We start from the raw sequence: 14,248 nt of genomic DNA on the forward strand, positions 1-14,248 counted from the left end.
ATGTTTGAATATTCCTGCTACAACGAAACCAAAAACATCAAATTCATTCAACAGCCATTATATCCCACCTTTTCTCTGACTGTCTCCATCGATTTCCAAAACAAAAACCGACTTCTCAGAGTGAGAAGCCGGTTGAACGATCTTTTGCCATAGTATTTTTTTCTCTATTAGATGCCTTCGTATGCTTGTTCCATGATCGTCCGTAATTCAGCGACAAGCGGCATCTTTGGATTCGCTGTCGTACATTGATCTTCGAAAGCATCGACTGCCATCTTATCGATTTTTGCCTCAAAGTCTGCTTTTGAAATACCTTGCGCCTTGAATGACATCTTGATGTTGAGACGTTGTCCAAGATCGGCAACTGCTTGAATAAGTGATTCGACCCCTTGTTCTGTCGTTGCTGCAGGAAGACCGAGGTAACGTGCGATGTCGGCATACCGTTCATCGGCGACGAATGATTCGTATTTTGGGAATGCTGCCAGTTTCGTTGGGCGTGACGCATTATAGCGAATGACGTGTGGCATCAGGATCGCGTTCGTCCGTCCGTGTGGTGTGTGGAATTCCCCACCGATTTTGTGCGCGATCGAGTGGTTGATTCCGAGGAAGGCGTTCGCGAAAGCCATCCCTGCCATCGTTGACGCATTGTGCACTTTTTCGCGTGCTTCTGCGTCAGATCCGTTCTCGTACGCTCGTGGCAAGTAGTCAAAGATCATCTTGATTGCTTTGAGTGCCAGTCCATCCGTGTAGTCGTTCGCAAGAACCGATACGTATGCTTCTGTTGCATGAGTCAAGACGTCCATTCCGGTATCAGCAGTAATCGAAGCCGGTACAGTCATGACGAATTCCGGATCAACGATCGCGACGTCGGGTGTCAAGGCATAGTCAGCAATCGGGTATTTGACGTTTTTCTCTTTATCCGTGATGACGGTGAACGGTGTCACTTCTGAACCCGTACCCGATGTCGTCGGGATCGCGACGAACTTCGCTTGACGACCGAGTGCTGGGAATTGATACGCCCGTTTGCGGATATCGAGAAATTTTTGACGTAAGTTCGAAAACGTTTCGTTTGGCTGTTCATAGAAGAGCCACATTCCTTTTGCAGCATCCATCGCTGACCCACCACCAAGAGCGATGATCAAGTCGGGTTTGAAGTCACGCATGGCTTGGGCACCTGTCTGAACAGTCGTCACCGATGGATCTGGTTCGACTTGGTCGAAGATTCGGTAACTGACGGACTGTGGCAAGTTTTGAATCACTTTATCGGCATAACCGAACTGTACCATCGTTGGATCGGTGACAATCATGACGCGTGAGACGTCTGTCATCGACCGCAAGTACTGAACGGAGTTCTTTTCGAAGTAGATTTTTTCTGGTACCTTGAACCATTGCATGTTCACGCGTCGTCTCGCCACCTTCTTGACGTTGAGTAAATGTTTCGCTGTCACGTTTTCAGAAACAGAGTTTTTCCCGTATGATCCGCAACCGAGTGTCAGTGATGGTGTCAACTCGTTATAAAGATCACCGATTCCGCCATGAGCAGATGGACTGTTGACGAGAATCCGGCAGGCTTTCATGCGGAGTCCGAACGCTGTCATCAAATCATCGTTCGTCGTATGAATGACGGCGGTATGACCGAGACCCCCGATTTCAAGCATTTGTTCAGCAATCGTAAACGCTTCTTCGGTAGATGCAACGCGGTACGCACCGAGGACGGGACTGAGTTTTTCATGAGACAGTGGTTCTGCTGCTCCAACGTGCTCGAGTTCCGCGACGAGCATGACCGTCGTTTCCGGAACATCGATCCCAGCTTTTTCTGCAATCCATGTCGCAGGTTTCCCGACGATGTCCGCGTTGACGGCACATGTATCGGTTTTAATGACGAGTGATTCGAGACGTTGTTTTTCTTCCGATGTACAGAAGTAACAACCGAGTGCTTCCATTTCTGCACGGACCGTTGCATATATTTCTTGGTCAACGATGACGGCTTGTTCAGATGCACAAATCATCCCATTATCAAACGTTTTTGAGAGAACGAGATCGCTGACAGCCCGTTTGACTTTTGCTGACTGTTCAATGTAGCAAGGAACGTTCCCTGGTCCAACACCGAGTGCCGGTTTACCTGTTGAATATGCTGATTTGACCATTCCTGCTCCACCTGTCGCAAGGACCATGGCGATGTTTTCATGGTTCATCAAGACTTTCGTTGCTTCAAGTGATGGTTCTTCGACCCATTGAATGCAGTCTTTCGGCGCCCCAGCTTTGATGGCTGCATCGCGAAGTGTTTTCGCCGCTTCGACGGAACACCGTTGTGCCGACGGGTGGAACGCGAAGATGATCGGATTACGTGTCTTGATCGCAATCAATGCTTTGAACATCGTCGTTGACGTTGGGTTGGTGACTGGTGTGACACCACAGACGACACCGACCGGTTCAGCGATATAGGTGATGCCGTTTTGGACATCTTCTTCCAGAATCCCGACCGTTTTTTCATGACGTAGACTGTTGTAGATGTATTCTGTCGCAAATATATTTTTAATCATCTTATCTTCAAAGACACCGCGCCCTGTCTCTTCTGTTGCGAGACGAGCGAGTTCGACGTGCCGTTCAAGTCCGGCAAGTGCCATATCACGGACGATCGTATCAATTTTTTCTTGATCGAATGTCAATAACTCCTGTAATGCACGTTGTCCTTTTTCAACAATTTGTCCAATTGCTTGTTCGACCGGCGTTGCCGTCGATTTTGTTTTTTCTTTCACAGCCATGAGTGGTTTCCTCCCTGTCGTGGAACGAATCTGAGTTTGATTTGCCAACCATTATGTCAGGAATGCCAAGCTGTTTTTCAATAGTTTGTGCTTTCCTTCACAAATCAATCATAACTCCTTTTTCCTGTTTTGTGCATGACCATCCTGTGAATTCCCTCACATCATTGGTAACGTTTACATCTATTGTGAATTCTTCTTTTTCGTCATTTTGCTCTATATACGAAGACGTGTGCGATTTATCACACCCGCATTTTCATGACTTGATAGCCGTTTCATCATCTTGTATTCTGATTATGGGGTACATATTAAGAGCTACCACTAAAGGAGGACACTTGAATGTCAGTTGTACAGGAAATGTTAGCTTTCAACGAGCGATTCGTCGCTGAAAAACAGTATGAGCAGTTCGTCTCGGATAAGTTCCCGGACAAAAAGGTCGTCATCCTGACGTGTATGGATGCCCGCCTAACGGAACTTCTTCCACACGCACTCGGTCTTAAGAACGGGGATGCGAAGATCATCAAAAATGCTGGTGCTATCCTATCGCACCCATTCGGTTCCGTCATGCGTTCGATTCTCGTCGCGTTGTATGCACTGGGTGCCGAAGAAGTCGTCGTCATCGGTCACCACGACTGCGGCATGAGCACGATTGATCCTAAACACATGATCAGTGAAATGAAGGATCGGGGTATCGACCAACAGATTCTTCACACGCTTGAAGTATCAGGTGTTGATTTAAATCAATGGTTGCGTGGCTTTACGTCAGTTCAGGAGAGTGTCGCCCACTCTGTCAGCCTCGTGAAGAACCACCCTTTACTGCCACCTGGTACGAATGTCCACGGACTCGTCATCGATCCAGGAACCGGTAAACTCGACATCGTCGATTGCTGATTGCTCTCTATAGAAGAAACTCAACGAGATTTGGATATTCTACTCCATCTTAAATTAAAGATAACGTGCCATTTTCTTTTAAAAGAGAAGGATGGCACGTTTTTTTGTGTGAGCCATTTTTAGTGATCAAAACGCTTTTCATCTCATGCTTCCGGGTATAAAAAAATGTGACTTTTTATGCAAAGCTAAAAAGCCTATCGTGAAGTCCTTTAATACGAGGTCAGACTTTTATCCTTGACAGTGTTCCACCATGGCTGTAAGATACTTTAGTATAGTGCAGTGATAACAAAAGAAAGTGTGGTTTTACCGAATGATTAACGCCGTATTGTTTGCCGTCTTTTTACTATTCATCTTAGCGATCTTCCGCGTCCACATCGTGCTCGCGATGGTCATCAGTGCGTTCGCCGGCGGTCTCGTCGGCGGTCTCGATTTAACGAAAACAACCGAAGCATTTGCTGGTGGTCTTGGCGATGGGGCAGAAATCGCTCTTAGCTACGCGATGCTTGGTGCGTTTGCTGTTGCCCTCTCGAAAACGGGCTTACCGGATGCTCTCGCTCACGCATTGATTGCACGTTCACGTGGTAACGCAAGTGCCGCATCGGTCAAGAAATTAAAAGGATTCGTCTTGTTTGCGATTCTGTTACTCGCAATCAGTTCACAAAATGCTTTACCGATTCACATCGCCTTCATTCCGATCATCATTCCGCCGCTTCTTGGTCTCTTTTCTCAGTTGAAGATGGACCGACGTCGAATTGCGATCATCATGACATTCGGTCTCGTCACACCGTACATGTTCTTACCGATCGGATTCGGAGACATCTATCTGAATCAGATTTTACTGAAAAACCTTAAAGCTAATGGTCTTGATACGACGGGAGTTTCTGTCATCGAAGCGATGGCGATTCCAGCACTCGGAATGGTCGTCGGTCTCTTGATTGGTCTTTATACGTACCGGAAAGAGCGGACGTATGAAATTCGTGATATCGCCCCGGACGACTATGAAATCCCGGTCATCACGAAAACGAAACTGATCTTAAGTGGTGTCGTCGTCATTGCGACATTGATCGTTCAACTGCAGACGGAATCAATGATTCTTGCTGCAACGACGGGACTCATCCTCTTCTTGTTGCTTCGTCTCGTTCGATTCAGTGAAGCGGATGACGTCATCACGCGTGGTATGCGGATGATGTCATTCATCGGTTTTGTCATGATCTCAGCGAACGGATTCTCGAACGTCTTGCGTAAGACGGGTGATATCGAACCGCTCGTTGAGAACTCAAAAGCATTGATGGGCGACTCCCAACTTGTTGCCGCGTTTGTCATGCTCTTGATCGGTCTTCTCGTCACGATGGGCATTGGATCAAGTTTCTCAACTGTTCCAATCATCGCTGCGATCTTCGTTCCACTTTGTATCCAGTACGGCTTCAGCTTAGAAGCGACGGTTGCGATCATCGGGACAGCTGGTGCTCTTGGTGACGCTGGTAGCCCCGCGTCAGATTCGACGCTTGGACCTACGAGTGGTTTGAATGCCGATGGTCAGCACGATCACATGCGAGAAACCGTCATTCCGACGTTCTTGCACTACAATATTCCGTTGCTCATCTTCGGTACGATTGCTGCGGTCGTATTATAAAAACAAGACGGATTCGCTATCATGGTGGATCCGTCTTTTTAATTGTCTCCGTTTTTTTCCTTTTCATTTGATCTTCGGTTCTCTAAAATAAAGGAATGTACTGATTACAAAGGAGTTGTCTTACGTGTTATCTCAAATCGTCAACCAGATTTTGCTTTCACTTGCCGATCTCGGATATTTCGGTATCGCCCTCGGATTGATGATTGAAATCATACCGAGCGAGATCGTTCTCTCATACGGCGGATTCATGATTTCTCAAGGAACGATTAGCTGGCCGCTCGCTGTCGTCGCCGCCGTCATTGGCGGATTGTTGTCGCAATTGTTCTTATATTGGTTTGCTCGCTATGGCGGTCGTCCATTGATCTTGAAGTACGGAAAGTATGTCCTGATCTCTGAACATCATCTGGATTTAGCTGAACGCTGGTTCTTGAAGTACGGTCAAGGTGTCATCTTCGGAGCTCGCTTCATTCCTGTCGTCCGCCATGCCATCTCGATTCCAGCTGGTCTTGCGAAAATGGATCAAACGAAGTTTTCGCTCTACACGGTTCTTGCCATCATTCCATGGTCAATCTTGTTCCTCTATCTTGGAGAAACACTCGGAACGAACTGGCGCTCGATCAAGGAAGTCGCTGCACCATATACGAATGGTGTTTTGATTGCTGCCGTCGCCTTAATTATCGTCTATTTCTTCTATAAACGCCGTCAACGGTCGGTTTAACTCATTAAGCAGTCTGTCTGTCGACGGACTGCTTTTTACAACACACAGGAGGTCGTGCCATGCTCACATACCCGCTCGCCCATTTCCCGCTACGTCGTTTGACCGCATCCTATCGTTCTGGAAGCCCGGTCGCGACTGGCATCACTGTCGACGGACATATTTTAATCGTTGAAGAATCGATTGATGAATCTCGTGAAACACAGATCCTCTCCATTCATCAACTGAAGGATGATTGGCGAAAGACGACGATCGTCGAAAGAAACGACATCGACTTTTCCCTCGTTGATCGTTTTCCAGACGGACGGCTGTTACTCGTCGCTTCTCGTTGTGATGATGATATCGACGGCACATGGTTGCCGAATGCCTTTATCTACGATCCTCAAGGTCAGTTACTGAATAGCTTTTGTTTAGACGACGGGATTCAAAATATGCAAATCGACGAACAAGGTTGGATTTGGGTCAGTTATTTTGATGAAGGTGTCTATGCCGATGCCGTCACGAGTTCAAATGGTGCTTTCGGTCTGGTCGCTTTTAACGATACAGGTGAAGTGCAGTATAAGAATCGGCAATATCCGATTGATGATTGTTATGCTCTGAATGTCTGTTCATCAACAGAAGTCTGGTTCTTCTACTACTCCGATTATCGTTTCGTCCGTATTAATCAAGAGGACGATCTCGTTTGTGAGGCTCCTACGATCGCCTTTTCTCAGTTCGCTCGGTACAATGACCATCTACTTGCTGCATACTCTGATGACGTACAATTACTTGAACGAAATGGAACACGTTTTAAGAGCATTCGTTCGATTCGTTTCATGACCGAACAAGGAAATTCTCTGTCAGGTGACCTTACAATGCGTGATGATTTGATCGTCTTAGCAACTGCTGAGCATCTGTATTTTGGTAGACTAGGTCAACAACTTGACACTCTACTAATGGGCGAATGAAAGCTGTTACATATTTGTTTCATGAATATCTGATTATTGAAAACTCTATTTCAAATTTTCAAAAAGACTAGCCGAGCCCTATCCGAGGATAGTATACTCAGCTTTATAGTTCTTACGACAAGTTGTCTGAACATTATGACGTCACAGATTTTTTTGGGGGAAACGATGAGTTCGAATTTGAAACGAGATTTAACAGCACGACAGGTACAAATGATTGCGCTCGGAGGAACGATTGGTGTTGGTCTCTTCCTCGGGGCATCAAGTACGATCGCTTGGACAGGACCATCAGTCTTACTTGCGTACATGCTAGCCGGAGTTTTTATCTTTTTCATCATGCGGGCACTCGGCGAGATGGTCTACACCCATCCGCACAGTGGATCGTACGCAAAGTTCGCAAACGATTATATCCATCCAGCTGCTGGTTTTTTAACAGCAAGCAGCAACATCTTCAACTGGGTCGTCGTCGGGATGAGTGAAGTCATCGCCGTTGGAACGTACTTACGCTTCTGGTGGCCTGAACTACCAACATGGATTCCAGGGATCGTCGTCATCATTCTCTTGACGCTCGCAAACCTTGCTTCCGTCAAGATGTTCGGTGAACTCGAGTTTTGGTTCGCTTCGATCAAGATACTGACGATTCTTCTGATGATCGTCGCTGGATTCGGCATTATTTTCTTTGGACTAGGGAATGGAGGAAATCCAGTCGGTTTCTCGAATCTTTGGACAAACGGTGGATTCTTCACAAACGGTTTCACCGGGTTCTTCTTTGCCCTCTCGATCGTCTTCGCCTCTTACATCGGTGTCGAGTTGATCGGAGTCACGGCTGGGGAAACAAAAGATCCAGAGAAAAACATCACGAAGGCGATCAATGGTGTCGTCTGGCGGATTTTGATTTTCTACGTTGGAGCGATTTTCATCATCGTCACGGTGTATCCGTGGAACGAATTATCCGATCTTGGAAGTCCATTTGTTGCGACATTCGCCAAGGTCGGTGTGACGATTGCTGCCGGCATCATTAACTTCGTCGTCATCACGGCCGCTTTATCCGGTTGTAACTCAGGAATCTTCAGCGCCAGTCGGATGATCTATGCATTAGCGGAAAAAGGGCAAATGCCGTCTTTCTTCTTAAAGGTCAATAAACGTGGGATTCCACTCTATACAGTTCTAGCCATTTCAATCGGGATTTTCTTTGGTGTCATTCTCGATATCATTCTCCCGCACGTTCTCGGAAAGGATACGAACATCTTCGTTTATGTCTACAGCGCTTCGGTACTACCAGGGATGGTGCCGTGGTTCGCGATATTAATCAGTCATATCCGTTACCGAAAACTCGAAAGTGAACGGACAGCCTCGCATCCGTTCAAGATGCCAGGTGCGCCGGTGACGAACTATTTATCGATCGTCGCGCTGATCACAGTACTCGTCGGCATGCTGTTCAATGACGAGACACGCGTCTCAATCTTAATCGGAATCGCCTTTTTGATTTTAAGTACGATCTACTACATCGTAAAAGTACCGAAAATCGAAAAATAAAACGGTTGCTACTCCTCTCATGACACAATGAGAGGAGTTTTTTTCATTCACTGTATTTTTATTTTGAAGTCACATATTATTCATGATAATCGTGATTTCCCGAACGTCTAAACAATTTAACGACAGAAAGGAGAGATGAAATATGAACGGATTCAATCGTTTCCTGCTCGTCCTAATCGGTATTCTCAGTTTAATCAGTGTCGTCAGCATCTGAACAGTCGTCGATTTCCCGGCACCGTTCGGTCCAAGAAAGGCGAAGATTTCCCCTGCTTGCACGTCAAACGAAATCCCTTTGACGACATCCTTTCCATCGTACGTCTTCGTCAAGTTCACGACATGAATCATCTTCATTCCTTCTTTCCATGAATTCAAAGTCATGTCCAAGATTTCCCTATTTTTTCTGTTCGCAAATCAAAAAAGACACCTGAATCGGTGCCTTGATTCAATCTCTAACGATTACTCTACAATCTGGTATACACCATATACGGCACCTGCAGACAAGGCGAGCGTTACGACTACCGACACCAGCATCATCTTAAACTCAACTCCTTTTAAGCGAACGGCTCGCGCTAACGCGAGACTAAACGATAGTACCGCGCCACTCGTAAATACAAGCTCTCCTGCGAACAATAACGTAGGATTAATCCAAACATCTCCGATGACGAGCCATGTGTAAGTGACACAGGCAAAAAGAGCGGTCATGATGAGCCATTGTTTCGATGTTCTCTTTTTCAACATATCGGTTCCCTCCTGGTTTGCTTCTACATACTTGTTCGACTTTTCCCATCAGATTCCTGTCATTAAAAAATCATGCCTCCTGCTATCAGGAGACACGATCCACTTATGACGCCACTTGCCATTTCTCTTTTAATTGCTCCATCTCTTCCTGTCCTTCATACGACTGCATCCAGAGGTTAAAGACATCGACGACGTCCCCTTCTGACTCCCGGACGAGGTAGCTTTTCTCCGCCGGAATCCACTTTTCTTGAATTCTTGGTGCCGCGAGTCGTTGATCGAGTGCTTCATAATGAATCGCCTCGACCGTATCAGTGATCATGACATCAACTTCGCCTGAGGCAACAGCATGCGGGATGTCGAGGTTTTGCTCATACATGACGATGTTCGCCTTCGTAAACGTCTTGCGGACGAATTGTTCATTCGTTCCGCCTGGATTTAGACCAATCGTCACGTCCGGTCGATTGATCTGTTCAATCGAAGCGAGGCGTCCGACATCTTCTTTACGGACGAGCGGTGTCTTTTGGAATGACAGGTAACTTGACGTGAAGTCGCCAATGATCTCGCGCTCGATGTTTTTCGTCACTCCCCCGACGACCATATCGAATTTCCCGCTAGCGAGATCAGCAGACAGCGTCGGCCATGTCGTCGGGACGAACTCCACATCGATGCCGGTCGTCTTCGCGAAAGAACGGATCACTTCGATATCGAATCCTTCGTACTCGTTCGTCTTCCGGTTTAAATAGGTGAATGGTTTATAATCGCCGGTCGTTCCGACGACGATTTTTTTCGTCGCAAAGACGTTCTTTGCTTGTACACGTCGTGGTTGCTCCGTTTGCCAAAGTGTTAGTAAGCTGGCAAACAAGACGCCACCTCCGACGACGATCCATCCCCATTTACTCATGTGCTCCCGCTCCTTTCGCTCCGACCGTCTCACGCGTCGAGACGATGTTCCATTTTTCCTTCAGTTGTTGTACCTGCTCTTGTCCTTCCGCACTTTCAATCCAGACCCGGAAGACGTCTCCGAGCTGCTTTTGTCCTGGTTTCATCAAATACGCCATCTCGGCTGCTTCCCATGCTTCAGTGAGTTTGGGAACCGCAAGATTCAGTTCTGTTGCGTAATGCAACGCTTCGATGTCGTCTGTTACCATGACGTCGACTTGACCGCTTTGGACGGCTTTTGGAATGTCTAAATTCTTCTCAAAGACGGTCACATTCGCTTTCGGAAAATGCTTCTTCACGAACGCCTCGTTCGTCCCACCCGGATTGACACCGATTTTGACGGATGGATCATTGATTGCATCAAGCGAATTCAAGCGTTTGACATCTTCCTTCTTTACGAGCGGTGCTTTTTGAAAGGAGAAATACGACGACGTAAAGTCTCCGACGACCTCGCGTTCGACTTTCTTTGTAATCCCGCCGACAGCGATATCAAACTTACCTGACTTCGTATCTTCCGATAACGTCGGCCATGTTGTCTTTACGAACGTCACGTCAAGATCCGCTGCTTTAGCAAACGCTTGGATGACTTCAATATCAAAGCCTTGATAACGATTCCGTTCCTCGTTCCAGTATGTAAAGGGTTTATAATCCCCCGTCGTTCCGACAACCAGTTTTTGGTCTTCAAAGATGTCATGTGCTTCGGCATTCGTCTGTTGATTCCAGATCATCCAAGCGGCAACGCCTGTCAGGACAAGTCCAGCTAATAGCCATGGTTTCTTTCTCACCGTATCTCTCCTTTCTGTTTCGTCGTTGCCCATTCACCGAATATTTCCACAATTTAACCTAAACGATTTTCGGTGTGGGTAATAGTCATTATCCTACCACACTTACACGTGATTTCAAGATAATTTGACGATTTTATGCATAAAAGCGTTAAAAAGATGTTTTGATGACGGTTACAGTTCCATAAGTCGTCTCTCTTTACAGAATCCCTTCGTCTTTTCCATACTGAAACAGAATCATCAAATCGTGAAATGGAGGAATGGAACATGAGTCAGATTTTTATCATTGGTGCAAATGGTAAAGTAGGTCGTCACGCTGCTCGTTTACTGCAGGATTCGGAGCATGATGTCAAAGTAGGATTACGTTCCAAGGACCAGTTCAGTGATTTTGAGAAACTCGGTCATACCCCGGTCCATCTTGATCTTGAAGCCGACGTCGCGACAATCACGGAAGCATTACAAGGATCAGATGTTATCGTCTTTACCGCAGGATCAGGTGGTCACACGGGAGCCGACAAGACGATGCTGATCGACTTCGATGGTGCCGTCAAATCGATTGAAGCAGCAGAAGCAATCAAGGCGAAACAGTTCATCATGGTCAGTGCCTTGAACGCCGATTCGCCGGAAACATGGTCTGACAGCATGAAGCCGTATTACATCGCGAAACGCTACGCGGATCGTGTCCTGAAGGAATCATCACTCAACTATACGATTCTTCGTCCGGGTGGACTGTCGGATGAAGCGGGAACAGGAAACGTCACGACGGATTCGTCCGAGCAAGCGACTAAAAAAATTCCACGCGAGGATGTCGCCCGTGTTATTTTAGCTGCGATCGGTCATGATAAAGCATCGAAACAAGTCGTCACACTACTCGAAGGTGACACACCAATCAACGAGTTGTTCTAATACAAAAGCTCACGTCTCGGAAATTGAGACGTGAGCTTTTTTTGAAACTATACTTTTTCTCAAGCCATGGCTTGCTGCCTAACGCCCTCTTTTTTCCATGCTGTAATTAGACATGTCACCAAGAAACTACCAACAAAAAGTAATGATAAATGCAGGGCTTGCGTTTCAACCGATCCATCCATGAATAATAATCGACCAAATCCAGAGACGGCATTCGGAACAGGTAAGAACGTTCCGAGCGATTGATAAAACGGTGCCAGCATCTTCGCCGGGACAATATTTCCGGCAGTCATCAACTGGAACGGAATCAAGGCTACATTAATGAGTGGCGCCACCGGTCCGAATATCGCAAAGTTCATCTGCGTGACGGCGATACAGGTCGCAACAACGAGGAGCTCGAATGCCCATAACTTCACGAACGGTGTCGTGATATCTGTCAATAGATGCGCCATCGAGACGAGGAGTAACGGTACGACGAGTAAGACGATGCCGTGCAAGAGTTGGCGACTCCAAAAGAGATCCCATTTTGTGTGACGACTCTTTAAAATCGTACTGACGAGATTAAATTGTATCCCCATCGTCATCATCGCGATGTAAATGACAAAACCGAGAATGAGCGGAAGCATTGATAAAGCAAAATCCGAGACGGCATGTTCCGTAACGATTGACGTCGTGAACGTCGGCTCACCATTCAACTGTTTGCTGATCGTTTCCGTTGCTCTCTCGAGGATTGCATTTGCGAATTCCGCATTCGTCTGACTGACGTGTGCCGTTAGTTGATGCGTTGCATCATCTTTTTGTAAGACGAGATCGACTTCATTCGCATCAAGTGCTTGCAACCCTTTTGTTTCTGTTGCAACCGTCTGAACCGTGAATGGTGCTTGTTGCAACGACTGGATGAACGGATCATTCGCTTCTGCGACGACCCCAACATTTAATTGATCAAGACGTTCTGTCGTTCCTTGGTAACCCGTCATCCAGACAACGAGGAACAAGAGCGGTACGACGATCGCGAAGACGAGTCCGACTTTCGTTTGTGTCATTGACCAGACATCTTTCCATGCTTTCATGTTTCTATCTCCTTTTTATATGCATTACTTATAATATCACGTGCAACTATATGTCCGAAGGAAAACCATTCACGTCACATTCCGGTGAATGGTCTCAAGTGTTTCTTTTAATTGCTCGATTTGCTCTCGCGATAGTCCACGGAACGCTTCGAGTTGTAGCTGATCGAGCTCTGGCCCGAGGCGATCGACGATGTCGCGTCCTTCTCGTGTCATCAAGAGCAGAACCGCTCGTCGGTCCCGGGGGTCCGGCGTCCGAACGATTAGTTCTTTTTTACCGAGCTTATCGAGAATCTTACCGATCGTCGTTTGATCACGTTCTGTCACGAGTGCCAGCTGCTTTTGCGAAACACCATCTTGTTTAGCGAGTTCGCTCAGGACAGAAAACTGCTCTGGTGTCAGACCGAACGCTTCCATCCGTTTAGCAGCAGCACGTTTGAACGCATAATAACTACGGGATAATTGCATTCCAAGCGACCATTCCGATTCTTTCATCCCATCATCTCCATATAGTTGCACTACTTATTATTTATTCACTATACCTGAAGGAGAATGAGCTCGTCAACGGTCTCATTTTGCCTGTCGTTGACGAATCCCATCGATATGCGCTTGTTGGGTGGCACGATCGACTTGTGAATGAACACCGAGTTTTCCTGCAATCGTATCGACTTGACTCGGTGTCAACGGCTTTTCTGTCGCGAGTTGCTCGATCGTCTTACGTAAGACGTTTCGTTTCAAGACACGGACATGCGCTGAATCGACCGTGATTTTTTTCAGTTCACAGCGTTCGCTGAAAACGATCAAGGAGTGAAAGAGCGCAGGATCCGTTCCTTCTAAGAAGCGTTGCATGCTTTTGAGATGCCCTTCATTTTGTTTGATCGGATTATAAAACCGTTGTTTGAAGCGATTCTGGAACTGCTGCGTCCACTGACGGTCCTGCTCGCGTCCGAAAATCCACCCGCTGTAGTTTTTCGATTCGAGTACATAGATGCCACTTTCATGAATGAACGTCACATCGATTTCCGTCGTTCCTTCTCCACGCGCACGTGGTAAGTATGTATTAAAGACATACGTGCCGTATCCGGACACTTGATCGAGTTGACGTGTCGTCAAGTACTCGCCCCATTTTCCTTTATCACGAACAATCCGTAAAAACGGCTCGCGTGTCAGTCGGTAATACCGGCTATTGTGATATGAACTTCGTTTGACGAAGAAGAACAAACCGAACGTTCCGAAGAAGAACAGCACCATGAGCAGTCCAACTTGAATCAAGAATGGCAAAAATGTCACTAACACATTGTCCACTAGATTTATCTCCTTTCCATATTAACCCTTTCT

The 14,248-nt window shown here is 46.7% G+C and carries 14 protein-coding genes; 6 read left to right on the plus strand and 8 right to left on the minus strand.

The genetic code is table 11. The features are described from left to right. Nucleotides 1-167: 167 nt before the first annotated feature. Nucleotides 168-2,762 (minus strand): bifunctional acetaldehyde-CoA/alcohol dehydrogenase, encoded by a 2,595-nt coding sequence (adhE, locus tag B2U10_RS10540; RefSeq protein WP_290787493.1) that lies wholly within the window; start codon nt 2,760-2,762, stop codon nt 168-170. Between the two features lie 336 nt (nt 2,763-3,098). On the opposite strand from adhE, the gene B2U10_RS10545 reads away from it, so the two are divergent. The 5 genes from B2U10_RS10545 (at nt 3,099) to B2U10_RS10565 (ending at nt 8,478) form a co-directional block, all read left to right on the plus strand. After that, complete coding sequence (locus tag B2U10_RS10545) at nt 3,099-3,650, plus strand: beta-class carbonic anhydrase (protein WP_290787498.1); 552 nt, start codon at nt 3,099-3,101, stop codon at nt 3,648-3,650. A 313-nt stretch (nt 3,651-3,963) separates the two neighbouring features. Then, a complete protein-coding gene (locus B2U10_RS10550) occupies nt 3,964-5,283 on the plus strand; it encodes a Na+/H+ antiporter family protein (RefSeq protein ID WP_035409669.1) in 1,320 nt (439 codons plus the stop codon). A 124-nt stretch (nt 5,284-5,407) separates the two neighbouring features. After that, nucleotides 5,408-6,001 (plus strand): DedA family protein, encoded by a 594-nt coding sequence (locus tag B2U10_RS10555; RefSeq protein ID WP_035408496.1) that lies wholly within the window; start codon nt 5,408-5,410, stop codon nt 5,999-6,001. A gap of 59 nt (nt 6,002-6,060) precedes the next feature. Then, the gene (locus tag B2U10_RS10560; protein WP_290787501.1) at nt 6,061-6,945 is read left to right on the plus strand and encodes a hypothetical protein; all 885 of its coding nucleotides are present in this window, start codon (nt 6,061-6,063) and stop codon (nt 6,943-6,945) included. Between the two features lie 165 nt (nt 6,946-7,110). Beyond that, nucleotides 7,111-8,478, plus strand: a complete 1,368-nt coding sequence (locus B2U10_RS10565) for an amino acid permease (RefSeq protein WP_290787504.1) — start codon at nt 7,111-7,113, stop codon at nt 8,476-8,478. Nucleotides 8,479-8,547: 69 nt separating this feature from the next. On the opposite strand, the gene B2U10_RS15580 is transcribed toward B2U10_RS10565, so the two are convergent. The 4 genes from B2U10_RS15580 to B2U10_RS10585 form a co-directional block, all read right to left on the minus strand. After that, nucleotides 8,548-8,823 (minus strand): ATP-binding cassette domain-containing protein, encoded by a 276-nt coding sequence (locus tag B2U10_RS15580; protein WP_290749531.1) that lies wholly within the window; start codon nt 8,821-8,823, stop codon nt 8,548-8,550. Nucleotides 8,824-8,934: 111 nt separating this feature from the next. Beyond that, nucleotides 8,935-9,216 carry a hypothetical protein gene (locus B2U10_RS10575; RefSeq protein WP_290749528.1) on the minus strand — a complete coding sequence of 94 codons (282 nt, stop codon included), beginning with the start codon at nt 9,214-9,216 and terminating at the stop codon, nt 8,935-8,937. A 103-nt stretch (nt 9,217-9,319) separates the two neighbouring features. Beyond that, on the minus strand, nt 9,320-10,117 hold the full coding sequence (locus B2U10_RS10580) for a transporter substrate-binding domain-containing protein (protein WP_290749525.1): 798 nt from the start codon (nt 10,115-10,117) through the stop codon (nt 9,320-9,322). Then, a complete protein-coding gene (locus tag B2U10_RS10585; RefSeq protein ID WP_290787507.1) occupies nt 10,110-10,940 on the minus strand; it encodes a transporter substrate-binding domain-containing protein in 831 nt (276 codons plus the stop codon). The genes B2U10_RS10580 and B2U10_RS10585 overlap by 8 nt, the downstream gene beginning before the upstream one ends. A gap of 264 nt (nt 10,941-11,204) precedes the next feature. On the opposite strand from B2U10_RS10585, the gene B2U10_RS10590 reads away from it, so the two are divergent. Continuing rightward, nucleotides 11,205-11,843, plus strand: coding sequence for an SDR family oxidoreductase (locus B2U10_RS10590; RefSeq protein WP_290787510.1), 639 nt, complete (start codon nt 11,205-11,207; stop codon nt 11,841-11,843). 59 nt (nt 11,844-11,902) lie between these two features. On the opposite strand, the gene B2U10_RS10595 is transcribed toward B2U10_RS10590, so the two are convergent. The 3 genes from B2U10_RS10595 to B2U10_RS10605 form a co-directional block, all read right to left on the minus strand. After that, entirely contained in the window at nt 11,903-12,913 is a 1,011-nt protein-coding gene (locus B2U10_RS10595; protein WP_290787513.1) for an ABC transporter permease, read from the minus strand. A gap of 69 nt (nt 12,914-12,982) precedes the next feature. Further along, nucleotides 12,983-13,405 (minus strand): MarR family winged helix-turn-helix transcriptional regulator, encoded by a 423-nt coding sequence (locus B2U10_RS10600; protein ID WP_023467873.1) that lies wholly within the window; start codon nt 13,403-13,405, stop codon nt 12,983-12,985. 75 nt (nt 13,406-13,480) lie between these two features. Then, nucleotides 13,481-14,215, minus strand: a complete 735-nt coding sequence (locus B2U10_RS10605) for a nuclease-related domain-containing protein (RefSeq protein ID WP_290776163.1) — start codon at nt 14,213-14,215, stop codon at nt 13,481-13,483. Between the last annotated feature and the right edge of the window lie 33 nt (nt 14,216-14,248).

The sequence above is a fragment of the Exiguobacterium sp. UBA7533 genome (genome assembly GCF_002479335.1).
GTDB lineage: Bacteria > Bacillota > Bacilli > Exiguobacteriales > Exiguobacteriaceae > Exiguobacterium_A.

Coding starts and splice junctions, on each gene's coding strand:
- adhE (WP_290787493.1), bottom strand. CDS start 2,762: ATGGCTGTGAAAGAAAAAACAAAATCGACGGCAACGCCGGTCGAACAA.
- B2U10_RS10545 (WP_290787498.1), top strand. CDS start 3,099: ATGTCAGTTGTACAGGAAATGTTAGCTTTCAACGAGCGATTCGTCGCT.
- B2U10_RS10560 (WP_290787501.1), top strand. CDS start 6,061: ATGCTCACATACCCGCTCGCCCATTTCCCGCTACGTCGTTTGACCGCA.
- B2U10_RS10565 (WP_290787504.1), top strand. CDS start 7,111: ATGAGTTCGAATTTGAAACGAGATTTAACAGCACGACAGGTACAAATG.
- B2U10_RS15580 (WP_290749531.1), bottom strand. CDS start 8,823: ATGATTCATGTCGTGAACTTGACGAAGACGTACGATGGAAAGGATGTC.
- B2U10_RS10575 (WP_290749528.1), bottom strand. CDS start 9,216: ATGTTGAAAAAGAGAACATCGAAACAATGGCTCATCATGACCGCTCTT.
- B2U10_RS10580 (WP_290749525.1), bottom strand. CDS start 10,117: ATGAGTAAATGGGGATGGATCGTCGTCGGAGGTGGCGTCTTGTTTGCC.
- B2U10_RS10590 (WP_290787510.1), top strand. CDS start 11,205: ATGAGTCAGATTTTTATCATTGGTGCAAATGGTAAAGTAGGTCGTCAC.
- B2U10_RS10595 (WP_290787513.1), bottom strand. CDS start 12,913: ATGAAAGCATGGAAAGATGTCTGGTCAATGACACAAACGAAAGTCGGA.
- B2U10_RS10600 (WP_023467873.1), bottom strand. CDS start 13,405: ATGAAAGAATCGGAATGGTCGCTTGGAATGCAATTATCCCGTAGTTAT.